This window comes from Ruegeria denitrificans (assembly GCF_001458295.1).
Taxonomy (GTDB): Bacteria; Pseudomonadota; Alphaproteobacteria; order Rhodobacterales; family Rhodobacteraceae; genus Ruegeria; species Ruegeria denitrificans.
Window position 1 is genome coordinate 88,472 of the sequence record NZ_CYUD01000004.1, and the last position, 23,285, is coordinate 111,756.

Consider the following 23,285-nt stretch of genomic DNA (forward strand, 5'->3'; position numbering starts at 1 on the left):
ACTAGTAGCCGGTCATCTCAAGGTAGCCGCGCCCAGAGTGGCTGCCTGACACCGAGACTGGGCCTTCCCAATATTCGAACCGTGTCGCCATCCAGGCGTTCGGTGTGATTGCCGACACTTCGACTTCAATGTCGCGTTCGGGCAATGTCACACGCCATTGGACGGGTACGTCCCGTCCGGCAACGGGTGCCGTGTCCAAAGGAGCGAACGAAACGGACCCGTCGGGTAGGGGTTTCGCTGTGCCATCCGGGTCGATCCAAGTGGCCGCCGTGAAATCCCCGCGCCCGCCGCGCAGGCGAAAAGCCATCAGCTTGTTGCCGTCATCGAAACTGAGCGAAAACCAATCCCACCCGCTTTGATCCGCGGCAAGCGGCTGCGAAGACCATTCGCGATCCAACCAACCCTGACCGGTCACCGCGACATCCCCGTCGGGCAAGCGCAGCGCGCCCTCAACGTCATAGAAAGGTTGCGAATAGTAATAGCTGGCCTGCCCATCAGCGGACTTGACCGAATACCCATCCTCTCCGTGAAACACCAACGGGCCTTGGGCTGTCAGAGACAGGTCATAGGAAAACTCAGCACCGCTGGCAGACAGAGATAACGAGTTGAGATCAAGCCCGCGCATATGCCATTCGTCGATCCATGCTTCGAACGGTTCGGCAGTTACCCCGGCCTGACCAATGCCGCCGCGCGACAGGCGTTCGGCAAAATAGTGTGTTTTCGGTGTCGTCACAGCAGCATGGCCCAACCATAGCTGCGGACTTTGCCAACCTTCAGCCTCGGTCGGTTTCAGGGCGGATCGGAACAGGGTCCATTGAATGCCGTAATCGCGGCCGTCTTCTCCGGTCAGGTTGGCGGTCAGATACCACCATTCAATTCGGAAGGTTGGGTGTGGTCCGTGATCGCGTGGAAATTCGAACTGGTAGATGGGCTGCGGAACGTCAAAACCTTCGGCAGACCCACCCAGCCCGGCATAGCCTTGCCCATATAAGGCCGAAGGCAGCAACAGGATCAGGGCACACAGCCAAGCTCTAACGTTCATTAGCAAATACCTTCAACAGGTCAGCAGGCGGCAGGCGCATCAGACGCAACGCGGGCAAGGCAGCCGCGACAAAAGCGGCTAGCAAGGTCAACAAGAACAGATATGCCCAATCAACGGGAAACAAAAACATCGGCAACCGCCAGCCGAAGGCCTGCACATTGATTACCGCCAGCAGCGCCCAGGCCAGAACAAGCCCAAGTGGCAGGGCCATAACTGCCGTAAAGGCGGCAAGCAGCACACTGCGCAGCAACTCCAACCGCGCCAACTGTGCGCGTGTCAGTCCCAGCGCCCAAACCGGGGTAACCTGCGGCAGTCGCTGGGTCCACAAGGTCAGCAGGCTGGTCAGGATGGCAAACCCCGCCACCCCCAGTGTCAATACGTTCAGCGCCGAAGTCACCACAAAGGTATTATCGAAGATCGCCAGCGATTGCGCCTTCATGGCAGCCTGTTGCACCACGGCTTGTCGGGGCAGGTCAAACTGCTGTCGTAACGCCTGAGTGATTTCGGTCGCGCGCTCGGGTGCAAGGCGGATGCCGAACCGGCGTGTGTCAGCCCCGGGTGCGATCTGGTCAAGCTGCGGCATAGACACGATCGCCTGACCGGTTGGGTTGCCATAGTCGGAATAGACGCCCGCCACAGTCAGAGTATGGTCCGCTTTCAGGGTCAACGTATCGCCCGGCCACAAGCCTGCCCGGCGGGCAAGTTGTTCGTTGATCAGAACAGCCTTACCCGCCATGACCCGATCCCATTCGCCTGCCGACGTAGCGATCAGCGGCCAATGATCGCGGTAGGTTTGATGATCTTCGACCCCGTACAAAAACAGCGGACCAATCTCGTGGGTCAGTTCAACGCTGCGGATTGGCAGAACGGCGTCCACCTGTGGGTCCAGCCATTCGGCGATCTGCCGGCCCTGTTGGTTGTCGATGGCGGTCACATAAACCTCGGACGTCAGGCGTTGATCTAGCCAGCCTACAAAGGTGAGGCGAAAGCTGGAAACCATTGTTCCAACGCCAATATTTGCGGCCAGTGCCAACAACAGCGCCATCAGTGCCAGAGACAAGCCGGGCAATTGCGCCCGCATATCGGCCCAGACCCATTGGGCGACCGGTCCCCGGGCGCGCCGCTGGAACATCGACAGGGCGAGGGACAGAAGAAACGGCAACGTCAGCGCCGCTCCGGTGAGGATGCCGCCAACCATCGCAAATCCGGCAACCAGCCCGTCAATGGCGAACCCGATGGCGAATCCGCCCGCAATCAGGATCAGCCCGATCAGACCTGTGCGGTGTTGTCCCGCGGCAGCGCCGCGCCAAGCGTGTAGCCCGGCTCCGGTCAGCAAGGGCATACGCGCCAGTCGATACAGGGCATGGCCACTGGCCAGCAATGTCCCCGCCAAAGCCATCGCCAGCCCCGCCAGTGCCCATTGAGGTTGTAAAGACATCTGCCCATCGACCGGCGCGCCATATAACCCGCGCAAAGTGGCTGCGACGTCGGGCAACAGGGCTCCGGCCAGGAAGAATCCAAGGATCAGGCCCAGCGTGCCGCCGATCAGGGCCAAGATCGTTAGTTCGGCCATGATCATCCAGATCAAGCGGCGCATTGAAACGCCCAAAGCCCGTAGAGTGCGGATCATTGCCCTCCGCTGTGCAAAGGCCAGTCCGACTGTGCCGTGAACGATAAACAAACCAACGGCAAAGGACAGCAGGCCAAAGGCGGTCAGGTTCAGGTGGAAGCTGTCCGTCAGGCTGGCCGCGTCAAGTCGCGCCGAGGCCGTGACACGTTCGAGTTCAGGCGCGATTTCGGACAACGGTGGCACGCCAACAGGCTGGTCGGGCAGAACTATCAACCGCGAGATTTGTCCGGATTTTTCTAAAAGGGTCTCGGCAACTCCGATATCGGTCAGGATCAAATCTGGCGGGATTGAGTCAGAGGTTAGAACCGGTGGCAACCCGCTTTGCGTGCGCAGCATCTGCGCAAGATCCGGTGCAGCCAGCAAACGGCCCGGTGCGGTCAGCATGTCAGCCGGGTCGGGGGGTGTTTCGCTTTGCTCGATTTGAGTTACGGCGGGCAAGGCCGGGTAAGCGACCATGTCGACCCCCATGACCTGAACTGTGCGCCCGGCGACCCGTAAAGAGCCTTCCAGAACCGCTGCTACCTGCCAGCCAGTTCGGCGCAAAACGACATAACGTTCGATCGGGATCGGACCAGAAGGGTCGCGCAGTTCATCAAACAGGCCCAAGGCTAGCTGATCACTGGCTTGTTGATAGCTGGCGCGCGCTTCGGCATTTATGGCTTGCACCGCCGACCACAACCCGGTCGCCAGCGCAATGCCGATCAGCAGGGTTGCGAGTTGCAACCAATGACGCCGCCAATGGGACATCAAGGCCTGTATGACGGCCCCAGTCATGCGATATGGCCACCAGTCAGATGCGCGCGCCGATCCAGACGCGCCGCGATGTCTAGCGAGTGTGTAACCAGCAACAAGGCAGTTCCGGCCTCAGCAACCAGTGAAAGCATCAGGTCCAGTACTGTTGCGCTGGCGGTTTCGTCCAGATTGCCGGTTGGCTCATCCGCCAGCAACAGCTTTGGCCGGGGGGCCATGGCGCGTCCGATGGCTACGCGCTGTTGCTGCCCACCCGACAGGTTCTCGGGATAGCGCGCCAACAGGTCGGACAACCCAAGCCGTTCAGCCAGTTGCGCGGTCCATTCGGTGTCTTCCCGGTTCGCCAGCCGGGCGTGAAATGACAGGTTCTGAGCAACCGTCAGCGATGGGATCAGATTGAATTGCTGAAATACCAGAGATACGCTTTGTCGGCGCAAGGCGGCGCGGCCACGGTCATCCAGCGTTGACAAGGCGGTACCGTCCAGCGTGATCTCGCCCCCGTCAAAGCTGTCTAATGCGGCTGCAAGGTTCAACAACGTGCTTTTGCCGCTGCCGCTTTCACCAGTTAGGGCCAGCGTCTGCCCGTGATCCAGGGTCAACGACACATCCCGCAACACGGGCCGCCCGCCGGGATAGGATTTTTGTACCTTTTCGATATTCAGCAGCATGAAAACCCCTTGGACAATGCCAGCCACAATGTGCAACGCCATGGCTGAGAGTCCAGCGTCCAAACACAATCTTTTCTAATTGTCACAGCCTTGTTCTTCTTTGGTTAAGTCGCCATTGTGTCAGAACTTCTCCGGGCCGGGATACGAGTTGATGACACTAGCGCAGCAGATTATTTGGGGCAGTATCTATCTGGGGATTTGTTTTCTGATCGAGATCATCCTTCTGACGTGGTGCACGCAATTCATCCGGCACATGGCACCACGGCTTGAGAACACAAAACGGTTCCTTGCGATTGCCGGACCGATTTGCATCGCCCTTGCGTTCATCGTTTTCATTCACACGATTCAGGTTTGGCTGTGGGCGATTGTCTGGATGATGGGGGATGTTCTGCCAGACTGGAACTCGGCCCTGTATTTCTCGTTGGTGACATTCACCACACTGGGCTACGGCGATATTGTGCTGGGTGAACCGCTGCGCATTTTTGGAGCGTTCGCTTCGGTCACCGGGCTGTTGGCCTTTGGCTTGTCGACCGCCTTTATGGTCGCGCTGATGACCCAGGTCTTTAAAGAGGAATTAATGTCCTAGAGGATCGGCGCGAACAGCCGGGCCAGGGGCGAGCCGAACCGGATATAGGCCGGTTGTTCGGGTAGATTATGTGTCAGTTCATAGCTGTTTTCGAAATCAGCGCGCAGCATTTTGTCCACGGCCTCAGCCGCGCGTTGGTCGAAAAACAGCGCCATGGCTTCAAAATTCAGCCGGAATGAGCGGTTGTCCAGATTGGTCGTTCCCACGGCGGCCAGCGTGTCATCGACCACGAATGCCTTTTGATGCATGAACCCTTCAGTATACCGAAATACGCGCGCGCCACAGTCGCGGATCTCGTCAAAATAGGCGAAGGCGGCCAGCCAGGGTAGGCGGTGGTCGATCACTTCGGGCACCAAGATGCGTACATCGACGCCCCGCAAGGCGGCGTGCTGCAGGGCCGTCATGACGTCGATATCGGGCACAAAATAGGGCGAGGCGATCCAAATGCGTTCCTTGGCCGCGGTGATGGCCGAAAAAAACATCATCGCGCCGGTTTCCGTGTCATCCCCCGGTCCAGTTGCGACCAGAAGGGCATTCATATCCTGTTCGGATTCCGAACCGGCCCAGTTAAGCTGGTCAATCAGGTCTTCTTCGTGGGCCCAATGCCAGTCTTCGACAAAGATCAACTGTAGTTGCCGGACGATGTGGCCGGTCATTTTTAGATGCGTGTCACGCCAATGGCCGAAATGTTTGTCCTCGCCCAGATACTCGACACCCACATTATGACCGCCGATAAAGCCTGTTTCACCATCAATGATCACGGTTTTACGGTGATTACGATAGTTGAGCTGAAAGCGATATTGCGGCCCCCGCCGATCACGTGGGTTGGCAATTTCAATTCCGGCGGTGCGTAGTGTTTCCAGATAGGCGGTCGGTAACCCATAGCTGCCCACGGAATCCGTCATGAACCGGACCTGGACACCGCGCCGGGCCGCCGCGATCAGCTTGGACTGCAACTGTTGGCCCAGTTGGTCGTCGCGGACTATATAGAACTGGATCAGGACATAATTCTGCGCAGCATCTATGGCGTCGAAAATAGCGTCGAACGTGGCTTTGCCGTCGATTAACAACTCGGCCCCATTGCCGCGAGACACTGGCAGATGCGCCAGCGCCTCAAAAGGGCGGGGATTGATCGACATCTTGGCAAGGTCGGGTATCGAGAAATCGGCAAAGCTTTTGATGCCTTCGACGACCCGTTCGCTGTGCTTGCGGGCGATGCGATAGCCGCGAAATCTGTGGTGTCCCAGAAACAGGTATAACGGTACGCCAAAAATCGGGGCCGAGATCAGAAACACCACCCAGCCAACCGCGCCCTGCGGTGTTCGGGCGGTCTGCGCCGCCCGTATCGCAAAGACCACAGCCGTCACGTACAGGACGAGGACGGCAGCGGAAACAAGCAATGTCCACATGAGGTTATCGTTCTCTGAGTGCTTTATTCCGACCCAGTGTAGATGCGATTCCAGTCTTGCGCCATATCCACGATGACCCAGCCCATATCAGGGCCTTTGTTCAACCCGTCGACCAGTTTCCCGATCGGGCTTTCGCGGTCATAGGCCCATTCTCTTTCTGCATCGGTATGGTGGATCAGGATGCCCAGACGCGGCCCATGACCGGCGGTGGTCCATTCAAGCATGGCGAAATCCCCGTCCGAATTGCCACCGGCCAGAATGGGACGCCTGCCAAGTGTGCGTTCGATGTTGATCGGCTTACCTTCCTTGTCGTCCACAAAGGCAATTCCGGGGGCCTTGATGATGGTGGGTGTGCCGTCGGCTGTTTCATAGGTAGTGCCAGTGTAGGTGCCCAGAACCTGTTCCGGTGGAACACCATATGCATCTTCGGCAAAAACGCGCATGAAATGCAGACCTCCACCCGATACGATATAGGTGCGGAACCCTTCATCCCTGAGATAACGCAGCAGCTCGACCATTGGCTGATAGGTCATCTGGTCATAGGGCAGCCCGGTATCGGGGTGGCGCGCGGTGTCCAGCCACTTGGTCACCGACGCCTGAAACTCTTCGACACTGATCCCGGAATGCGAGGCGTTCAGAACTTCAATCAAGGCCTCATGGCCGCCTTCGGCGATGGTTTGTAATTCTCCTTTTGCCGCCGCCTCCAGCGTTGGGCTGGTCAGGATCGAAGGGTTAGCCGCTGCCAATTCGGCAAGGCGATCCATGGCGAAGGTCAGTTGGAAATAAACCGGTTGTTCCGCCCAAAGTGTCCCGTCATTGTCGAACACTGCAATCCGGTCTGACGGTGTCACGTAGTCTGGGTTATCCGGATCAGTGACGGCATCGACAAAGGCAACAATCCTGTCTTTCGACTGAGACGTGCCCCAACTGGGCAGCGGATCGGCAAGCGTAATGCACGGAGCCATGAAAACAGCAGTGGCAAACAAGGCAGCCTTCATGAGGAAATCCTTTTGTTTCAATGTGAAAAGGGCCGCCGTTGAACCGGCGACCCGTGGTTTGCGAGGGGGTTAATTGTTGGTCGGTGTGACCAGTTTCTCCATCACTTGATCCAGGTTGAAACTGGCTGCCTTTTGGCGCGGCGGGAATTCCTGGAAGGTTTCAAGGAAATCTCCGACATATGCCTGCGCAGGGACCAGGAAATAGGCACGGTCCAACAGCCAGTCGTAATAGGTGTTGGAGGTCCGATACGCGCGTTCATAAGGATCACGGCGCAGGTTCACGATCAGCGGAATACGCAGTTCAGTCCAGGGTTCGATCCAAGCGCGGAGGGTGGCCCATGCTTTCTGCTCAAGGAAGATCAGCTTCCAGTCCTCAAAACGCAGCGCAGTCAAGTCACCGTCATCCGAGAAGTAGAATATCTCTTTCCGTGGGCTTTCCGTGGCTTCGCCAGTCAACAGCGGCAGGATGTTATAGCCGTCCAAATGTACTTTATAGTCGCGGCCCATGCCGGAGGAACTATAGCCAACTTTCAGCTTTTCCTTGATCTCCGGGTCACCAGCGACCGCCAGATAAGTCGGCAGCCAGTCCATGTGATGCACGATCTCATTTGTGACCGATCCCGCCTCGATCTGACCGGGCCAGCGCACCATCGATGGAACGCGCCATCCGCCTTCCCAGTTGGTGTTCTTTTCGCCCCAGAACGGTGTCATGGCAGCATCCGGCCATGTATTCATGTGCGGCCCGTTGTCGGTGGAATAGTGGACGATCGTGTTGTCTGCGATTCCAAGCTCATCCAGCAGGTCCAGCAACTGCCCCACATGCATGTCATGTTCGATCATGCCCGCTGTGTATTCGTCTGCAACGCCACCAATGATATCGTTCGCTTGCGCGCGTATCTCATCCTTGACGTGGGTGCGGAAATGCATCCGAGTGCCGTTCCACCAGACATAGAAGGGCTGGCCTTGCTCATGGGCTCGCTTGATGAAGTCAATTGCAGCAGCAACCGTCTCTTCGTCTACCGTCTCCATGCGCTTGCGGGTCAGGGGGCCGGTGTCTTCGATGGTTCCATCCGCCTTGGACTTGATCACACCGCGCGGTCCGTATGCTTCGCGGAAGGTGCGACCATCGGCCAGAATTGCGTCACCGGGATAGTCTTCATTTTCCGGTTCTTCCTCGGCATTTAGGTGATACAAATTGCCGAAAAATTCATCAAATCCATGGTTTGTCGGAAGATGTTCATCCTTGTCACCCAGGTGATTTTTACCAAATTGACCAGTGGCATAGCCGTGATCCTTCAGCAGGCCCGCAATGGTTGGATCCTCGACCTGCATGCCCAGATCCGCACCGGGTAAACCCACTTTGGACAGGCCGGTCCGGAACACTGATTGCCCCATGATATAGGACGACCGGCCCGCGGTGCAGGATTGCTCTCCATAATAGTCGGTGAATATCATCCCTTCCTTGGCGACCCGGTCAATGTTCGGCGTTTGATACCCCATCAAACCCATCGTGTAGGCGGAGATATTGGATTGTCCGATATCGTCCCCCCAGATGACCAGAATGTTGGGTTTCTGTTCCTGGGCCCAGGCGGGAATTGCCAGCGCAACGGCGAAAGTAGCCACAGCAACCCGACGTAGGCCAGAGCGCCAACTATATGCAATCGAACGTGGTGGTGACATGATGTGCTCCTGATTTGAAAGGGTCGAAAAACCCAGAAGTGAAAATTAGTTGGAGGCAGGCTTTTCAGCCAATAAGCTGCCAGGAAATGGTCGATTTCTGAACGGCGTTACATCACCCGTAGGGGAATCGAGCGTGCTCAGGTTAGGCGATCATTTGGATTGAAAACTCATCATATGATGATATTGAAAAATTCTAATGTTTGACAAAGCGAATAATTTGAAACTCTTGCAGGTCGGCGGCTGGTTCAGCAAACGCCCGGCCGCTTTTCAGCGCGATTTGCAAGAGTGCGGAGTTCCCAGAACCTATGAAGCCTGGGAAACGCTGTATCACCATGGAGACCCGTCCAACGGGGTGTTTGTGGTTCTCAGCGGCGGTGTGCAGATTACCGCGCCGGCGGATGATGGGCAGGAGTTTGTTTTGCATCGCGAAGGCGCAGGGTTCTGGGTGGGGGATTTGGCGCTGTTTGCAGGTGAGCCTCGGTTGGTCAGCGTCGTGACCACGCAAGAGACACACGTACTGTTCTTTCCGACCAGTCGCATTACCAAGCTGGTCCAATCCAAACCGGATTACATCCGGGACTTTTATGCGCTGACCCATGAAAACATGCAGACCGCCCTTCGCATCATGGCAAACTTGGCGGTAACGGGCAGTGAAAAGAGGCTTGTTCTAAGGCTGCTGCATCTGGATGAGGGCACCTCAAAATGCGACGGCTGGATCGTAGTCTCGCAGGAGGAACTGGCAGAGATGATCGCCGTTTCACAGCCCACGCTTCATCGCAGTCTGCATCGCCTTGCAGACTTAAATCTCATTGAACTGGGGTACGGCCGGGTGCGGTTGAAAAACAGGCAGGCGCTGATCGCGAGCTGCCAAACATAGCTGTCAGGGGTTCAGTGGTGGAAGGGGCTGTGTTCGATCTTGGTGTGCTCCTTTTAGTCCGTTTAAGGTCGAAATTGCTGCTGACCAATCCGAAGTTACCTGAATGGTTTCAGATGAGTAGCGTGCAGCGCCAATCCTTTCCAACTGTTCCTCAAGTGCTTTGTATCCTTGTGGATCACTGCATCGAAGCTTCCAGATTTCCAGTGCAGAGTATGTCCCGGACAGATCGTGCGCTTGCAGCGCATGGCGCAATTGCGTCAGAGCATATTCCGGCGATGCCTGAAAAGCCTGCCGCCGTGCGTCTTTCCATTGCCGAAAGCGCGGCGTACCCCAGCGCATAAATGCCCAGGTCACAAAGGCTGCAAGTCCGGCCCAAAATGCATACTCAATCAGTTTATCTGTCGTCAAAGGATCCGTTTTGGGCGCGGTCAGCGCCAAATCCACCCCCGGGACTTCCACGGTTTCGACCGCATTGGTCGTTAGGTTGTACCACTGAATTGAAACTGGTGGCAGTTGGGTTTGGCCCCCACCTTGGGCGAGATAGACAACCTCGTCGGTGCGTTGACCAGACAAGGTTCCTCGATCCTCGGTCTCGGTCAGGCGCGGTTCTTTTGGATAAGAACGCAGCAGAGTATCTTGATTTTCAGGAATAAGTTCTGGAACCAAAATCGGACTGGTGCCAGTGATGCGCGCGGTTAACCGACGTGTGATCGCATCTCCGGCCTGCATCTCGGTCGCGCCTTCAATTTCCTGATCCAATTCGAAACCTGTCGCGATGATCAGAGGGTTCAGGCTGGCCGCGCCTTCGGGGACAACCGCGTTGATCGTGATTGGTGAAAGCTGGGCCGATACTTGGGTAGGTGTATTTGTTTCAGGATCGGCAAACGTTACTGTCATGTCTGCAATGCCAAGGTCGATTTGTCCGGCGACCAATGGATAGACGCGGTAACTGCGCTGAACGCCAGACCAGGTCTCACCGCTCACAGATTCGCTGACAGGTCCTGACGCGCGTTCGGGAAGACGGACCAGCAGATTTTCCTGTTCCAGTGAAGGAAACACAGGAGGAGACGGCATGAATGTCGGAACCAGCACTTTGATCCGGACCATGGCCGATTGCCCAACGATCACATCTTCGGTCGGCGCTTCCACCGTGATTTGAGGTTGGATGGTAGCGGTTCCTTGCGACAACGCCGCGCAGGGCAACAACAAGAGCAGGGTCAGAAGGCGTCTCATTGAGATCGCTCCTGATTTTCCAGCAAGAACCGGTTGCGCAGAAAGTCTTGCATGTCCGTGTCGATGGCGCTGATCCACTGATCTGCAGACAAAGGCCGAGTGCCGTCAATCTGAGCTTGGATGGTCGTATTCTCGCCCTTGCCGGTTTCGTTGTCGAATACCGTGTCATCCGCGCCAATTCCGGCTTCCTCACCGGTGTCGGACTGTTCGCGCGTGGTTTCAACATAGTCCAGAACAGCAGTGGCGACTTCCAAATTATGTTGCGCTTCCGGCCAGTTGGGGCGACGATTCAAAGCTGTTTCAAAGGCTGCTATGGCAGGTCGGTATTCCCGGTTTCGGATGCGTGCCATACCTTCGGCAAAGGCAGCTTCCGCGGTGTTAAGCTCCGCAAAGATCGCTGCGGCCTCAGGGTATTGGCCTGCCTTCAGGCGGGCGTATCCTTCGTAATAGGGGTTTTCGAATAACTCTGCCGCGTCGGCAAAGCGCTTTTGGTTCATGGCGATCTGACCTTGTTGATCCGCTGTCAGAAACCAATCACGCCATCCGTCAGCTTTGGCCGGACCAGACGGTTGCACCAGGAACAGCCCCAGTAGGGCCCACCGGATGACCCAACCTCGCCGAAACCAAAGAAGGGACAACAGCGCCGCAGGCCACGCTAAAACCCATCCGTGATCCTGCCAATCAAGCCGGTCCTCGTCATCCAGCGCATCGACATACGCCGATTGTATTTGCCTCAGCAACTGTGTGACATCGCGGTCATCATTTGAAAACGGGACGGCGGTTGCATTTTTCAACGTGTTCAACTGAACAATTTGTTTGCTGTCAGGCAGCATTGTCAGAAAGAACACCTGCGATGACGCGGTCTGGAGCTCTGGAATTTGCGAAGGGTCGAGATCGTCCAGAGCAAACAGAACGGCACCCGGTGTCTCACTGTCATCCAATATACTTTGCGCCAGCGTCAATGCGTCGCCTGCGGCATCTCCGGACGTTGGCATGACGGCTGGGCTCAGGCCCTCGAGCAGCGGGCGAAGGATGTTTGCATCTTCGGTCAATGGGGCTACCCGGTGGGGAGAGCCAGCATAGGCAACCAAAGCGGTCGGGGCTCCGGACCGTGCGTTGATAATATCCGTGATCTTGAATTTCGCTCGTTGCAGCCGTGACGGGGTCAGGTCAGTACTTTCCATGCTATCGGTGACCTTCAAAGCGATCACTAAGGGTGCCGTGTCAGCAACCAGAGGATTGGTCGCCCGCGTCCAGGTCGGACCAGCAGCGGCGATGGTGATCAACGCTGCGACGAACATGGCGACGTCTATCGGATAAATTTGGCGTTTTTCATCCGTACCCAGCGTAAGTGCCCGGGCAAGATGAGGCGCGATACCCGCAGGCAAGTCAGCTTGGCCCTTACGTTTTGGGATGACCAGCCACCACAGTCCGACAATTGGAATTAGAAATAAGAGATAACTTATTCTGATAAAATGAAATTCTGTTACCGCCTCGATCATGTCGCTCTCCTGCGACGTTGTTCGATATGGAAGCCTGCCGAACTGCAAAGGAAAACGATCAGAGCGATCAGCAATGGGTAATGCGTCAGACTTTCGCGTGGGCGATAGCTTTGGGTTTCGACAATTCTGGGGTTCTGCTCATCGATGCGCTGGTAGGTGTCGCTGAGCACGGTCTGATCATTAGCAAAGAAATATTGACCACCGGTGCGATCTGCGATGGCTTGCAGCGCCTCCAGATCCACGCGATCTTCGCCCGAGGCATTGGGATCTCCAACACCGATGGTATAAATAACCACACCTTTATCCGCAGCGATGGCGGCCGCATTTGTGGGCGTCATACGGCTGGACGTATCCGCTCCGTCGCTGAGCACGATCATCAAGCGCTGATCTACCTCGCTTGTATCGAAGATACGTATACCCAGTCCGATGGCGTCGCCCAAAGCCGTGTTCGGTCCAGCCATGCCAACCTGAGTTTGGTCCAGGAACCCATTCAAACTATTCAAGTCTTCGGTAAATGGAGCTTGTACGAAAGCGCGGGTGCCAAAGATAATCAGCGCCATACGGTCACCCTGACGTTCGGCTATGAAAGTGCGCAGAACGTCCTTTACCGCTGCCAACCGTTGCGTGGGCGTTCCATCCGTGGATTGGAAATCGCGTTGATCCATCGAACCCGAGATATCGAGGGCCAGAACAACGTCTCGGGCGGATTTCTCAATGACGATCGGATCCGCCAGCTTTTCGGGGCGGGCAAGCGCTGTGACCAGCAGCAACCAGATTAAGATTGCCACAAAGCTCTGCAGCATCGACCGCTGTGGGATCGCTGACCCGGATTGTGGTTCAGCCCCGGCTGCCTTAGCGACATGGCGGAAAAAAGGGATGCGGATTGCGTTTGTTTGTTCGCGATGAGGCGGCACAAACCAGTAGACCAACAGCGGTAACGGCAAAAGCAGAAAAGCCCAGGGTGCAGCGAATGAAATCATCTGCGCCCCCTTTTCACTTTGTGGGTTTTAATCCAGGCGCGTGCCATATGTGAAACTTCTCCGCTTGGCGGGCATATTCTATAAGGAGCCTCGAGCAGCAAGCGAGAGGCTGACTGTGAAATTGATACTTTATCAGAAGTTTGCTGAAGAAATTTAATCCAGTCCTCCCCATGTAGGCCAGCGACTTGCGCGCGTGGATAGGCGGCAAGTGCGGTACGTCGTAGAACCTCTGCTATTTTTGCGGGGTCGTCGCCTGCGACCTGCAGATCGGTCAGGGCAGCCCGTCGATAGGCGTTGGCTTGGCGATGTCGTTGGAACAGGTAAATTTCAATAAATATGGCCAGAAACAATATGACGGCAAGACCGAGCCAACCCCAGGTCTGCGGTGTCATTGGTATTGGTTCGGGTGGCGGTGCAGGGACAAGCATGTCCAGCAGCTCGACCAGGGATTTACCTTCCACATCAACGCTCATGCCCGTCCTCCGGGATGACCGAACAGTTTCAGCAATTGATCCAGGGTCGGTTCTGACGTTGTGAGTGGGACAATCGGAAAGCCATAGCGCCGTGACCAGAGGCGTAATTGCGCCAACCGGTCATCCATTGCCGCTTTGATGCGGCTGGCCAGGTCAGGTTTGAAGCTGTCGAGTTGGATTTGTTTCGTTCCGTCCGAGACGGTTACTTTCAACCCAGAGGTCAGCTGATGAGCGCTGGGATCGGAAATATTGAAAAGAATAAGGTCGTTTGACTGCGCCAATCGGCTCAACAAGCGTTCTGATGCTTCGTCCAGACCATCGAAATCGGAAAATACACAGATCAGCGCGTTGGTATGTGCAATACTGACGGCCTGCTTGAGAACGTCGTTCAGATTGATAGTTGGTTCTGGGCGCAAGGATGCGTTTAAGCCGCTGTTCATGGCCGCGACCGAGGAAATGAACCTCGTCAAGGCAGAAGCGCGGCGTTGAGGGCAATGTTCGGCAAGATCTGTATCACCAAAGACAATCCCACCGACACGGTCGCCTTGGGAAAGGACTCGATGAGCCGCAATTGCAGCGGCTTCGGCCGCGATGACCGATTTCATGTACACTTCGGTGCCAAAAAACATGGAAACACGTTGATCAACCAGCAATAGGGCAGGGCGATCCCGTTCTTCGGTGTAGACCCTAACATGAGGTTTTCCGGTGCGCGCTGTTACTTTCCAGTCGATTGTTCGAATGTCGTCGCCGGGTAGATAGCCGCGCAGTTCCTCAAAATTCAGACCACGCCCCCGCAGGCGCGATGCATGACGCCCGTTCAGGATCGAGCGCGCGGGTTGTTTCGGCAAAAGGCTGAGGGCGCGCGATTTTGCACCAAGACGCAACAGATGTTGGGCATCCACGTGTATGCGTGGGTCATTGGGATATGTGGCTGTTTTGGCCACGGGCCTCTCTCCGATCAATCAGGGCAGCGCCACAAGGCGCAGAATTTCCGTAATTACGTCGTCCGGTGTCTTGGCACTTCCTTGGGCCTCGAAGCTCAGCGTGATACGATGGCGAAACACGTCATGCGCAATGGAACGAATGTCGGCGGGGTCGACATAGTCCCGCTCCTTCATCCAGGCGTGCGCGCGCCCGCATTTGTCCAGTGCAAGCGAGGCACGTGGACTGGCACCAATCTCGATCCAGCTGGCCAGCTCTTCGCTGTATTTCTCGGGGGTTCGAGTCGCCTGAACCAGATCGGCCATGTAGCGCTCCATAGCTTCGGACACGTGGACCTGGCCGATCTCGGACCTTGCTTGAAAAACGGCGTCTTGTGGGATCGGGGGTTGAGGTTTCTTGAACATGCCGGACCCGGCAACAATTTCTTCGCTGCGGACCAGCCGAATGACCTCTACCTCGTCTTCAACCGGGGGGTAGCTGATCTGGACGTGCATCAGAAACCTGTCCATCTGCGCTTCGGGCAGGGGGTAGGTGCCTTCCTGCTCGATCGGGTTTTGCGTGGCCATCACAATGAATAACGGCTCCATCTTGTGCGTAGTACCCGAGACGGTGACCTGTCGTTCCTCCATCGCCTCCAACAGTGCGGCTTGTACTTTGGCGGGTGCGCGGTTGATCTCATCGGCCAGAACGATATTGGCAAAGATTGGGCCGGGATCGAACCGAAAGGTGCCGCCATCACTGGTTTGCTGGAATACTTCGGTGCCGGTTACGTCGGATGGCAGCAGGTCGGGCGTGAATTGTATCCGGCTGAACCTGGCATCAAGATTGCGCGCCATAGCTTTGACCGCTCGGGTTTTTGCCAGGCCGGGCAGACCTTCGATCAACAGATTTCCGTTAGCCAGCAAACCGATGAGCAGCCGGTCTATCACCTCGACCTGCCCGATAATTGACTGCCCCATACGAGCTTTGAGATCATTTATCTGATTAAGTGCATTCATTTATTTGGTCCAATCATGGCCAGATGTCAGGAAATGACATGTCAGAGCAACGCTGCAGCGTAATAGTCAGGAATATTTAGCAATGATCGAAGGTTAGCAGCGTTATCCTCACCGATCCACTATGAAATCCGATCCGCCAGATGTTGCAGGTCAGCTCGAAGTTCGGGGCGAATTTCGCCGTGGTTTGGCGTGTCGCGCAATGTCTCGAACCAGTATCGTGGGGGGCATTTGCCGGCGGCGCGACTCCAGGTCAGATCACCCAGCACTGATTGTGCCTTAGAGTTCAAAGCATCAGGTATTTCGATCCCATTCAGGGTTGCCCAGACGCCGCTCCACAGCCGCGCAACGGACCAGGGATTGTATCCGCCGCCGCCCAACACAAGCAACCGCGGCGCTATATCTCGCAGGCTGGCAACCGCGCGCCAATGGGCGTTGTTCGAAAGCGCCAGGCGCGATAGCGGGTCCTCGGCCACCGCGTCCGCGCCGCATTGCAGGACAATGGCCTGAGGATTGAACGAGGCAGTCCCAGGCAGGATGAGCTGATCGAGAATGGCATAGAATTCATCATCATTCAGATTGCGCCCAACGGGGAGGTTGAACGCGGCCTCGCCTGCGTCGTAGGTCAATGTGCCGCTGAACGGCCAGCGGCGCGCCTCATGAACCGAGATCATGCGAACTTTGGTTGAACCGTGAAAAGCAGCCTCGACCCCATCGCTGTGGTGCGCGTCGATATCGACATAGACGATCCGGTCGAGGCCATTTTTCAGCAAGGTCAGGATCGCAAGAACCGGATCGTTTAGATAGCAAAAACCATTGGCGCGGTTTGCAAGTCCGTGATGCGTGCCGCCCGCCGGGCTATAGACGATACCACCGTCTCGGATCAGTTCCGCCCCCAGAATTGACCCACCAGCAGCGGTGGCCGGACGTCGGTACATTTCGGCGAATACCGGGTTTGACAGTGTGCCCAGAGCATATTTTTCCCGCGTCTCGTCCGACACGGCCTGATCCCGCTCAGCCCTTTGCAGGGCGGCGATATAGTCCGGCGTGTGAAACGCATGAAGCGCAGCGGGTTTTGCGCAGGGGCTGACGCGATAGTTTGATGTCGTCAACCAACCTTGGGCTCGGCACAGATCAATGACGGTGGATACGCGCGGAATGGCCAGCGGGTGTTTTGAGCCATAGGTCGAACTACGATAGATCTCCGATCCGATGAACAGAGGCGCGTGCATCGCTTAGCTTGCGTTTCCGGGGCGGATATCTTCACCCAGTTTTCCATCCAGAGACATCAGGATGGCCACAGGACGCAGAGCCGGAATATGGCTGAATACGATAAGGATACAGACGGTCAACGGCACGCTGAGGAATGCGCCGATCAGGCCCCAGATCGTGGTCCAGAACATTAGCGCCAGGATGACCAGAAAGGTGGACATGTTCAGCGAACGCCCCAAAAAAGCGGGGTCAAGGAAGTTGCCAATCAGGAATTGAATCGTACCACAGCCCAAAATGATCACCAAAAATGGCCCAATGCTTTCGAACTGCACCAGTGCAATCAGGGATGGGAAGATCACCGCGATGATCGAACCGATGGACGGGATGAAGTTCAGCGCGAAGGTCAGCACCGCCCAGGTTTCGGCAAATTCCAGCCCGAGTATCTTGAAGACAGAGTAGCTGATACTTGCCGTAATCAGGCTGATCAGGGTTTTCACCCCGACATAGCGCTGCAGGCTGAACGAGATCGCATCCAGAATGGCGGCGAATTCGATACCCGTTTTGGGATCGCCCGCAGCCAGTTGGATTTTTTTGCGAAAGGCCAGACGCTCGGCCATCAGGAAGGCGACATAGAGGCTAATCAGGAAGAACTGATTCAACAGCGATGTGGCGCTGCCCAAAAGAACACGCGCAATAAAGGACATGTCGATATTGATCAGGTTGTCGCGGATAAACGCGGTCACGTCATTGCCCACTAAACCGGTGACGCGGTTGACCGTCTCGTCGAACTGGTTTTCGTAAGTCCCAATCGTACGGGCAAATTGGGTGGCTTGGCTGCCCAGAATATACATGATCACGAACAAACCGGCCAAAACGACTGTGACACCGGCAAGATTGGCCAGCCAGACGGGCATGCGGGTCAGGGCGATGATCCGGTCGCTGAGCGCGATGATCAGGACATTGACCAGCAAGGCCATCGTCAGCGGGATCAGAAATGCCGAACCTGCGTATAACCCCAGCACCACCAGAGTCGCCACAATCGACACGTCGCGCACAACCGACAGTTTCAACTTTGTCTGTGTCTCGTCTTTCTCCGGTGTCATAGCATGGCCTGTTTCGGAAACTGCGTTTGGCGCGTGTGGTTGATCCTGCACAGCAGGGCCGGATTATGCAATGCGCCCAGACATTTGTAAGAGATTATTTGCGTATATCCTCGGATTGCCGGTTCTTTGGGTGTCGCTGCCGGGTTAGGCTTTCGGAATGAATGCACGTGTGATTCCATTTTTTGGTAGGCCGGTGAAGGCCCTGTGGGTGGCCATTGTTCGCTTTGACGCCAAGAACGGCTTCGTCATGAGCAGCCATGTTGCCATGTCTCTAATGCTGGCGCTTTTTCCATTTGCCCTGTTCACCGTGGCCTTAGCCGGGTCTTTGTCGCAGGATTACGTCACCAATGAACTGATCGAGCTGATTTTTGGCGCTTGGCCAAAGGATGTGGCGGGACCCATCGTGGCCGAGCTGCGGTCGGTTTTGACGGAATCGGGCTCGGGCGTGATTACCCTTGGTGGTTTGCTGGCGGTATTCTTTGCCTCGAACGGGGTGCTGGCCGTGCGCAAGGCAATGAACCAAGCCTATCACGACCATGACAGTTGGCCGTTCTGGAAAACGCGACTTTTGTGTCTGGGGCTGGTGATCGTCGGGGGTGTCACCATCATGATCATTGCCGCGGTCGAGGTGGTGGTGCCGGTCTACACGCAACTGGTGTCCGAGAAGACAGATGTGAACGTGTCCGATTGGTTGTCGGTCGATCGCCTGCGCTGGACTTTCACGGTGGCGGTTCCCGCTGGTGTGGTTCTGCTAGCGCATCTGGTCTTGCCGACTGGGCGGCACAAGCTGCGGCAGATATTACCGGGGGTTCTGCTTACGTTGGCTCTTTGGGCAGCTGGCGGTTGGGGGTTTTCAGTTTATATTGCGCAGTTTGCCTCATACAGCGCCACTTATGCTGGGTTGGCCGGGGCAATGGCGGCATTGATCTTTCTATATCTGTGTGCGGCAATTCTGATCCTTGGTGCCGAATATAATGGTGCCTTGATGGATATGCAGAGCAATCTGGACGGGCAGGCGGTGTGAAAACAGTAGCGTTTCTTCTTGGGCTGTTTGCGCCAGTATGCGCGTTTGCTCAGTCACCCGAGTATGTGGGCTCGGACCAATGTGTCGAGTGTCACACGGCCGAGGTCGAGGCTTGGTCTGAATCTCATCATGCTCTGGCTTGGACACGGGTGGAGGATTGGCATGTTGTGGCTGACTTCGACGGCACTCGGTTTGACCATGACGGCATGTTGACCGAGTTCAGTAAGACCGGCGATTCGTTGCAGGCTCGCGTGACTGAAAAGGACGGGTCGACAACCCATTATGACCTGCATTCAGTGGTCGGAATTGAACCATTGCAACAATATCTGTTCGAAACAGAACCCGGTCGGTTACAGAGTTTCGATGTGGTTTGGGATACAGGAGAACAACGCTGGTATCACCTCTATCCCGATCAGGATCTACCGCCGGATGACGGGCTGCACTGGACCGGGCCGTATAAGAACTGGAACGCCCGCTGCGCTGAATGCCACGCGACTGGGTTTAAAAAAAACTATGACGCGCAGACCCGCAGCTACAGCTCGGTTCAGGCTGAGATTGGGGTTGGGTGTGAGGCCTGCCATGGCCCGTCTTCGGCGCATATCGACTGGACGCGGGGCGAAGGCATCAACACTGATCTCAGCGCGTTTGGGTTCACTATGGATTGGGGCAAAGGCCGGACCAAGGTTGAAATTCAGCAATGCGCTGGCTGCCATTCCCGGCGCGAGGCCCACGGCGACGGCAACCCGGTACCCGGAACGCCCTATCATGATGCCTACAATCTGTCGGTTCTTCGCCCCGGTCTCTATCACCCTGACGGTCAAATTTTAGATGAGGTTTATGTCTACGGCTCATTCTTGCAGTCCAAGATGTATGCGGAGGGCGTCGGTTGCATGAACTGCCATGATCCGCACAGCGTCGAGCTGAAGGCCGAGGGCAACGGTGTGTGTACCCAGTGCCATTCTCCTGCAGGAAACCCCGATTTCCCGACCCTTACGGCCAAGGAATATGACACGCCCGCGCATCATCATCATCCGGACGAAAGCGCAGGTGCTCAGTGCGTTTCCTGCCATATGATCGAGCGTGTCTATATGGGCGTAGACTGGCGGCGCGATCATAGCTTTCGCATTCCGCGACCCGATCTGGGGCTGGGGCAGGACGCGTGTACCGACTGCCACAAGACTGAAGATCAGGCCTGGGCAGCACAGCGGATCGAAGAGTGGTTCCCCGACTCTACCCACCGCGGCACGCATTTCGGGACGACATTTCAAGCAGCGTTGTCCGGACAGGCCAATGGCCCGGACGCTTTGCTGGAAATTGCGGCTGATCCCAACATGGCTGGCATCGTGCGAGCCACGGCGGCGTATTTGCTGCAACCCTTCACCTCGGCTGAAGTTGCAGTGAAAACCGAGCCTTTGCTGACAGACGCAGACCCTTTGGTGCGTGCTAACGCGGTGCCGCTGCAACGTCAGGCGGCGCTGCCAGACATGGTGGCGCGACTGGAGCCGCTAATGTCCGACCCAATTCGCAACGTGCGTATTTCAACAGCTAAAGAGTTCCTGAACATTCCCCAACAGGTGCTATCGCGGGACCAACAAACGCAAGTCGCACAGAGTATGGCTGAATGGCAGGGATCAATCGCGAACCGGTTGGACTTCCCTGAAACCCATCTTGTTCTGGGCGGAATGGCTTTGACGTTCCGCAACGCTCCAGCCGCTGAACGCGCCTTTCGCGAGGTCGTTTCCTTAGACCCTCAGCGCGCCGAGGCGTGGCCAATGTTGGTGCAACTGGCGCAGATCAACCGGGGGATTGATGCAGCTCGAAACGTATTGCAGGAGGGGCTGACAGTTCTGCCCGATGATCCGGGATTACTGCAGCTCAAGGCGCAACTAGTCCCGTAATCCGGCATGGCGTGGCCCGGTTTTCGTCACGATCCCGGCAAATTTCTAGGTTAACTATGGGTCAGCGTAGAAACGCCGCCAGACCCGGAGGTGACCCATGTCTGACAAACCGGTTCACACGTCGCAGCTGCAAAACCCGTTGCCGCTGAACCAAAGGATTGCCGAGCTGCAGGCCAGAAAGCCGGAATACATCAATCACGGCGAAGCCCTGCTGCTGCAACGCACGGCCGCGTCATCGCTGCGCGAGCAGTTCCTGACTGGTGATCGCAGCTGGCTTGAGGATTAACTCAGCCCCGGAACCCTGTGGCGACAACGAATTTTTCGGAACTGTCTGACCGTGACGCAGGCGGTTTTACGTGTGCTACCTTTTCGAATTTCTGTTTCAGCAGCTTTTGCAGATCACCTTCGGCACCTCCGGCCAGAACCTTGGCGACAAACGTCCCGCCTTCTTCCAAAACGTCAAAGGCGAAATAGGCGGCGGTTTCGCACAAGGCCATGATCCGCAAGTGGTCGGTCTGCTTGTGCCCGGATGCCGAGGCCGCCATGTCCGACATCACCACTTCGGCCTTGCCGCCCAGCCAGTCTTTGACCTTCTGATCCGCGTCATCTTCCATGAAGTCCAGCACATGAGTCTCTGCGCCAGCGACGGGTTCGACTTCTTGCAGGTCGACACCCAGAACAGTGCCGACGCGCTTGCCCGACCGCTCGCCCAGCGCATTGACGCGTTTGACGGCCACCTGGAGCCAACCACCAGGCGCACAGCCCAGATCAACCACCCGCGCACCGGGGACGAGAAAGCGGAACTTGTCATCAAGCTCCAGAATCTTATAGGCCGCCCGCCCGCGATAGCCATCCGCCTGCGCGCGTTTTACATAAGGGTCGTTCAACTGCCGCTCAAGCCAGCGGGTCGAGCTAAGCTTGCGTCCGCGCGCTGTCTTGACCTTAACCTTCAGGTCGCGTTGCCCACGACCCGAGTTGTTTTTGCCACTTGGTGTCTTCGCCATCAGAATGGTCCGTCTTCCAATACACCGTCCGCGCTCATCTGCGCATAAAGCAGGCCTTCGCGCAGTCCACGGTCCGCCACAGAAAGGCGGTCAGTGGGCCAGCAGCGTAACAAAGCCTGCAAAATGGCTGAGCCGGACATGATCAGGGCCTGCCGGTCATCGCCGATACGCGGATCTCGCCGCCGCCCCAGTGGGCCGAGTTCTAAGTATCCCCGTATGACTTTGTCAATCTGATCGCTGGTCATGCGCAAACCATCGACCTTGGTCCGGTCATAACGCTTCAGCCCCAGATGCGAGGCGGCCACGGTTGTCACAGTGCCACTTGTGCCGACGATCTGAAACCCTGCGCGGGCCTGTTCGTCTTTGTACGGGGCGAAATCGGCCAGATTCTCCTCAAAAAACCAGCTCATCAGCGCAAAGCGGGCCGAGTCGTCTTCGACATCGTTGAATTGGTCGCGCAGCGTGGCCACGCCCAGCGGAACGCTGATCCAATCCACCACTTTGGCTGCCGGAAAAGGGCTGTCAACCGTATGAAACCCGTGATGCAGCCGCATGATTGCGGCGGGACGATCCCGACGTGGCACAGATGAGATGTCGATCCACACCAACTCGGTCGAGCCACCGCCAATATCCACGACCAGCAACTGTTCGGTCTTGGTCGACACCAGTGGCGCGCATGAGATCACGGCCAGGCGGGCCTCTTCCTCGGGCTGAATGATTTCCAGATTCAGGCCAGTCTCGCGTTTCACCTGCCGGATAAAATCACGTGAATTCTTGGCGCGCCGACAAGCTTCGGTCGCAATCAGGCGCATCCGTTTGACCTTATTGCGTTTTAGCTTTTGCTGACAGATGCGCAGCGCTTGAATGGTGCGCGCCATCGAAGACCGAGACAGCCGTCCGGTCCGTTCCAGACCCGCGCCCAATTGCACGGACTTGGAGAAGCTGTCCACCACATGAAACCCGCTGCCCTTGGGCTGGGCTATCAACATGCGGCAGCTATTTGTTCCCAAATCCAGCGCCGCATATAGTGCATCTGGATCGGGTCTTGCCGGCGCGGGGCTTTCGACCGCCTTCGGGAACGCGCCCGCACCTTTGGGACGCTTGGGCGCCATCTTTAACGCCCTCCGATTTACGAGTTACCCCGACCATAGGTCGGCCACATGTTTCGTGCAAGACGCTCATTAAAGTGATGAGTATTTTGATGTGCGCATTTGCGCGAGAATTCAGTACAAGCGGCGTATCCTATGGTGGACTAAAACGTCGTTTGAAAGACTGCTTG

General features: G+C 56.6%; 21 protein-coding genes. 5 read left to right on the top strand and 16 right to left on the bottom strand.

Annotation, left to right across the window (positions count from 1 at the left end; genetic code table 11):
* Position 1 precedes the first annotated feature (1 nt).
* From RUE5091_RS07070 to RUE5091_RS07080, 3 genes are read right to left on the bottom strand one after another with little or no spacing between them, the layout of a single operon-like run.
* On the bottom strand, positions 2-1,042 hold the full coding sequence (locus tag RUE5091_RS07070) for a lipocalin-like domain-containing protein (protein ID WP_058281202.1): 1,041 nt from the start codon (positions 1,040-1,042) through the stop codon (positions 2-4).
* Positions 1,032-3,446, bottom strand: coding sequence for an ABC transporter permease (locus RUE5091_RS07075; protein WP_058281203.1), 2,415 nt, complete (start codon positions 3,444-3,446; stop codon positions 1,032-1,034). The genes RUE5091_RS07070 and RUE5091_RS07075 overlap by 11 nt, the downstream gene beginning before the upstream one ends.
* A complete protein-coding gene (locus RUE5091_RS07080; RefSeq protein ID WP_058281456.1) occupies positions 3,443-4,090 on the bottom strand; it encodes an ABC transporter ATP-binding protein in 648 nt (215 codons plus the stop codon). The genes RUE5091_RS07075 and RUE5091_RS07080 overlap by 4 nt, the downstream gene beginning before the upstream one ends.
* A gap of 151 nt (positions 4,091-4,241) precedes the next feature.
* On the opposite strand from RUE5091_RS07080, the gene RUE5091_RS07085 reads away from it, so the two are divergent.
* Complete coding sequence (locus tag RUE5091_RS07085) at positions 4,242-4,676, top strand: ion channel (protein WP_058281204.1); 435 nt, start codon at positions 4,242-4,244, stop codon at positions 4,674-4,676.
* Here RUE5091_RS07085 and cls read toward each other — a convergent pair.
* The 3 genes from cls to RUE5091_RS07100 form a co-directional block, all read right to left on the bottom strand.
* Complete coding sequence (cls, locus tag RUE5091_RS07090) at positions 4,673-6,085, bottom strand: cardiolipin synthase (RefSeq protein WP_058281205.1); 1,413 nt, start codon at positions 6,083-6,085, stop codon at positions 4,673-4,675. The two genes, RUE5091_RS07085 and cls, sit on opposite strands and share 4 nt — an antisense overlap.
* 23 nt (positions 6,086-6,108) lie before the next feature.
* Positions 6,109-7,083, bottom strand: coding sequence for an HAD family hydrolase (locus RUE5091_RS07095; protein ID WP_058281206.1), 975 nt, complete (start codon positions 7,081-7,083; stop codon positions 6,109-6,111).
* A gap of 69 nt (positions 7,084-7,152) precedes the next feature.
* Positions 7,153-8,763 carry an arylsulfatase gene (locus RUE5091_RS07100; protein WP_058281207.1) on the bottom strand — a complete coding sequence of 537 codons (1,611 nt, stop codon included), beginning with the start codon at positions 8,761-8,763 and terminating at the stop codon, positions 7,153-7,155.
* A 196-nt stretch (positions 8,764-8,959) separates the two neighbouring features.
* Between RUE5091_RS07100 and RUE5091_RS07105 the strand changes: the two genes are divergently transcribed.
* On the top strand, positions 8,960-9,640 hold the full coding sequence (locus RUE5091_RS07105) for a Crp/Fnr family transcriptional regulator (RefSeq protein ID WP_058281208.1): 681 nt from the start codon (positions 8,960-8,962) through the stop codon (positions 9,638-9,640).
* A gap of 3 nt (positions 9,641-9,643) precedes the next feature.
* On the opposite strand, the gene RUE5091_RS07110 is transcribed toward RUE5091_RS07105, so the two are convergent.
* The 8 genes from RUE5091_RS07110 to RUE5091_RS07145 form a co-directional block, all read right to left on the bottom strand.
* Positions 9,644-10,873, bottom strand: a complete 1,230-nt coding sequence (locus tag RUE5091_RS07110) for a BatD family protein (protein WP_058281209.1) — start codon at positions 10,871-10,873, stop codon at positions 9,644-9,646.
* Positions 10,870-12,375 carry a VWA domain-containing protein gene (locus RUE5091_RS07115; RefSeq protein ID WP_058281210.1) on the bottom strand — a complete coding sequence of 502 codons (1,506 nt, stop codon included), beginning with the start codon at positions 12,373-12,375 and terminating at the stop codon, positions 10,870-10,872. Before RUE5091_RS07115 ends, RUE5091_RS07110 begins: the two co-directional genes overlap by 4 nt.
* Positions 12,372-13,355: a VWA domain-containing protein gene (locus RUE5091_RS07120; protein ID WP_058281211.1), complete on the bottom strand. Its 984-nt coding sequence runs from the start codon at positions 13,353-13,355 to the stop codon at positions 12,372-12,374. Before RUE5091_RS07120 ends, RUE5091_RS07115 begins: the two co-directional genes overlap by 4 nt.
* Positions 13,352-13,828, bottom strand: a complete 477-nt coding sequence (locus RUE5091_RS07125) for a DUF4381 domain-containing protein (protein WP_058281212.1) — start codon at positions 13,826-13,828, stop codon at positions 13,352-13,354. Before RUE5091_RS07125 ends, RUE5091_RS07120 begins: the two co-directional genes overlap by 4 nt.
* Positions 13,825-14,772 (bottom strand): DUF58 domain-containing protein, encoded by a 948-nt coding sequence (locus RUE5091_RS07130; RefSeq protein ID WP_058281457.1) that lies wholly within the window; start codon positions 14,770-14,772, stop codon positions 13,825-13,827. Before RUE5091_RS07130 ends, RUE5091_RS07125 begins: the two co-directional genes overlap by 4 nt.
* An 18-nt stretch (positions 14,773-14,790) precedes the next feature.
* The gene (locus RUE5091_RS07135) at positions 14,791-15,768 is read right to left on the bottom strand and encodes an AAA family ATPase (protein WP_058281213.1); all 978 of its coding nucleotides are present in this window, start codon (positions 15,766-15,768) and stop codon (positions 14,791-14,793) included.
* Between the two features lie 119 nt (positions 15,769-15,887).
* Positions 15,888-16,997, bottom strand: coding sequence for an acetoin utilization protein AcuC (locus RUE5091_RS07140; protein ID WP_058281214.1), 1,110 nt, complete (start codon positions 16,995-16,997; stop codon positions 15,888-15,890).
* Positions 16,998-17,000: 3 nt separating this feature from the next.
* Positions 17,001-18,080, bottom strand: coding sequence for an AI-2E family transporter (locus RUE5091_RS07145; protein WP_058281215.1), 1,080 nt, complete (start codon positions 18,078-18,080; stop codon positions 17,001-17,003).
* Positions 18,081-18,237: 157 nt separating this feature from the next.
* Between RUE5091_RS07145 and RUE5091_RS07150 the strand changes: the two genes are divergently transcribed.
* From RUE5091_RS07150 to RUE5091_RS07160, 3 genes are all read left to right on the top strand, one after another.
* The gene (locus RUE5091_RS07150; protein ID WP_058281216.1) at positions 18,238-19,104 is read left to right on the top strand and encodes a YihY/virulence factor BrkB family protein; all 867 of its coding nucleotides are present in this window, start codon (positions 18,238-18,240) and stop codon (positions 19,102-19,104) included.
* Positions 19,101-21,002: a multiheme c-type cytochrome gene (locus RUE5091_RS07155; RefSeq protein WP_058281217.1), complete on the top strand. Its 1,902-nt coding sequence runs from the start codon at positions 19,101-19,103 to the stop codon at positions 21,000-21,002. The genes RUE5091_RS07150 and RUE5091_RS07155 overlap by 4 nt, the downstream gene beginning before the upstream one ends.
* Before the next feature lie 97 nt (positions 21,003-21,099).
* The gene (locus tag RUE5091_RS07160) at positions 21,100-21,288 is read left to right on the top strand and encodes a hypothetical protein (RefSeq protein ID WP_058281218.1); all 189 of its coding nucleotides are present in this window, start codon (positions 21,100-21,102) and stop codon (positions 21,286-21,288) included.
* A 1-nt stretch (position 21,289) separates the two neighbouring features.
* Here RUE5091_RS07160 and RUE5091_RS07165 read toward each other — a convergent pair whose 3' ends face one another.
* Both RUE5091_RS07165 and RUE5091_RS07170 read right to left on the bottom strand, forming a co-directional pair.
* Entirely contained in the window at positions 21,290-22,006 is a 717-nt protein-coding gene (locus tag RUE5091_RS07165) for an RlmE family RNA methyltransferase (protein ID WP_058281219.1), read from the bottom strand.
* Positions 22,006-23,118, bottom strand: coding sequence for a Ppx/GppA phosphatase family protein (locus RUE5091_RS07170; RefSeq protein ID WP_058281220.1), 1,113 nt, complete (start codon positions 23,116-23,118; stop codon positions 22,006-22,008). The genes RUE5091_RS07165 and RUE5091_RS07170 overlap by 1 nt, the downstream gene beginning before the upstream one ends.
* Positions 23,119-23,285: the final 167 nt, after the last annotated feature.

Coding starts and splice junctions, on each gene's coding strand:
- RUE5091_RS07105 (WP_058281208.1), top strand. CDS start 8,960: ATGTTTGACAAAGCGAATAATTTGAAACTCTTGCAGGTCGGCGGCTGG.
- RUE5091_RS07070 (WP_058281202.1), bottom strand. CDS start 1,042: ATGAACGTTAGAGCTTGGCTGTGTGCCCTGATCCTGTTGCTGCCTTCG.
- RUE5091_RS07115 (WP_058281210.1), bottom strand. CDS start 12,375: ATGATCGAGGCGGTAACAGAATTTCATTTTATCAGAATAAGTTATCTC.
- RUE5091_RS07120 (WP_058281211.1), bottom strand. CDS start 13,355: ATGATTTCATTCGCTGCACCCTGGGCTTTTCTGCTTTTGCCGTTACCG.
- RUE5091_RS07135 (WP_058281213.1), bottom strand. CDS start 15,768: ATGAATGCACTTAATCAGATAAATGATCTCAAAGCTCGTATGGGGCAG.
- RUE5091_RS07165 (WP_058281219.1), bottom strand. CDS start 22,006: ATGGCGAAGACACCAAGTGGCAAAAACAACTCGGGTCGTGGGCAACGC.
- RUE5091_RS07080 (WP_058281456.1), bottom strand. CDS start 4,090: ATGCTGCTGAATATCGAAAAGGTACAAAAATCCTATCCCGGCGGGCGG.
- RUE5091_RS07100 (WP_058281207.1), bottom strand. CDS start 8,763: ATGTCACCACCACGTTCGATTGCATATAGTTGGCGCTCTGGCCTACGT.
- RUE5091_RS07150 (WP_058281216.1), top strand. CDS start 18,238: ATGAATGCACGTGTGATTCCATTTTTTGGTAGGCCGGTGAAGGCCCTG.
- RUE5091_RS07170 (WP_058281220.1), bottom strand. CDS start 23,118: ATGGCGCCCAAGCGTCCCAAAGGTGCGGGCGCGTTCCCGAAGGCGGTC.
- RUE5091_RS07160 (WP_058281218.1), top strand. CDS start 21,100: ATGTCTGACAAACCGGTTCACACGTCGCAGCTGCAAAACCCGTTGCCG.
- RUE5091_RS07140 (WP_058281214.1), bottom strand. CDS start 16,997: ATGCACGCGCCTCTGTTCATCGGATCGGAGATCTATCGTAGTTCGACC.
- RUE5091_RS07110 (WP_058281209.1), bottom strand. CDS start 10,873: ATGAGACGCCTTCTGACCCTGCTCTTGTTGTTGCCCTGCGCGGCGTTG.
- RUE5091_RS07125 (WP_058281212.1), bottom strand. CDS start 13,828: ATGAGCGTTGATGTGGAAGGTAAATCCCTGGTCGAGCTGCTGGACATG.
- RUE5091_RS07075 (WP_058281203.1), bottom strand. CDS start 3,446: ATGACTGGGGCCGTCATACAGGCCTTGATGTCCCATTGGCGGCGTCAT.
- RUE5091_RS07095 (WP_058281206.1), bottom strand. CDS start 7,083: ATGAAGGCTGCCTTGTTTGCCACTGCTGTTTTCATGGCTCCGTGCATT.
- RUE5091_RS07085 (WP_058281204.1), top strand. CDS start 4,242: ATGACACTAGCGCAGCAGATTATTTGGGGCAGTATCTATCTGGGGATT.
- cls (WP_058281205.1), bottom strand. CDS start 6,085: ATGTGGACATTGCTTGTTTCCGCTGCCGTCCTCGTCCTGTACGTGACG.
- RUE5091_RS07145 (WP_058281215.1), bottom strand. CDS start 18,080: ATGACACCGGAGAAAGACGAGACACAGACAAAGTTGAAACTGTCGGTT.